Source organism: Pseudaestuariivita rosea (assembly GCF_017592335.1).
Classification (GTDB): domain Bacteria; phylum Pseudomonadota; class Alphaproteobacteria; order Rhodobacterales; family Rhodobacteraceae; genus Parasulfitobacter; species Parasulfitobacter rosea.
Genome location: NZ_JACNMP010000085.1, coordinates 1 through 987, shown reverse-complemented (window position 1 = coordinate 987; position 987 = coordinate 1). Strand labels below are relative to the sequence as shown.

At 50.3% G+C, this 987-nt stretch carries 1 protein-coding gene; it reads right to left on the bottom strand.

Annotated elements, in window-relative coordinates:
- The coding region (locus tag H7848_RS19670) for a recombinase zinc beta ribbon domain-containing protein (RefSeq protein ID WP_208354670.1) at positions 1-987 on the bottom strand (987 nt) is incomplete at both ends.

Genomic DNA, 987 nt, shown 5'->3' with positions numbered 1-987 from the left:
GCACCATTTCACATTTTTCTTTCAACTCTCTCAAAAACCTAAAGATTACAGAGGTTTGCGGAGTTCGAAACCCGTTTTCCTTGCTGTAGGCCAATGGTGCTTTAAATGCGGTTCTAAGTACCGTTTTCTTGAGTGCTAAGCCGCCTTTTTCCCAAATTTTCCAAGGGCTTGTCAGGAACAGGACAGAAAGTTCGAAAATATCTTCAAGGCTATGCTTTGATTGGGTCTTTTGATCCAGTTTATCGGCAAGCATTAGCTTGTCTTGTTCCAGCTTTGCGATCTTTTTCTCGTAAGCAGCCACGACAGTTGGATTATCCGTCTCAGCAATCCGATCCAACAGGCCGTCGAGTTGCTTGTCCATCTGGTCAATTTCGCGCTGCACGTCGCCTTTCTGCACATTAGCATGTGCCAACCTTTGCGCCCATGCATCCTTGAGCATCATGGTAACGCTCTTGATCATCGTTTTTGACGGAGCCAGCGATTGCATCAACTCTGCAAAGGCTGCGTCGATCTTTTCTGCGCGGATGCTCTTGCGATACATCTCGCAGGTTTTTGTCTGGCACCAGTAGTAGGGATACCGCTTGCCTGTCGCACTCTTTGACCAGCAAGACGTCATAGGCGCATCATAGCAAGCGCAGTTGAGCGCACCACGCAGTGGGAAGTCCTGATTTATGTCAGCCCGTGCAGGCGCAAGTTGACGCTCTGACTTGCGAGCTTGGATGCGCTCATAGGTTTCGAACGATATAAGCGGTTCATGGTGCCCCCTACGACGCGTGATGCCCCATGGCTCATGTTCTATGTATCCTGCGTAAAGGACGCGGCTGAACAGGTCTGAGACGACCTGCTGACGGATTGATCCGTTGATGTTCGGGAAGTCTGTGCTGTTTTCGAGGTAGCGTTTCACCTCGGCCTGACTTTCAAAGCGGCCAGAGGCGTAGCCTTTCATGACTTCTTGGATGATGGAGGCTGCAGGTTCATCACGCACCA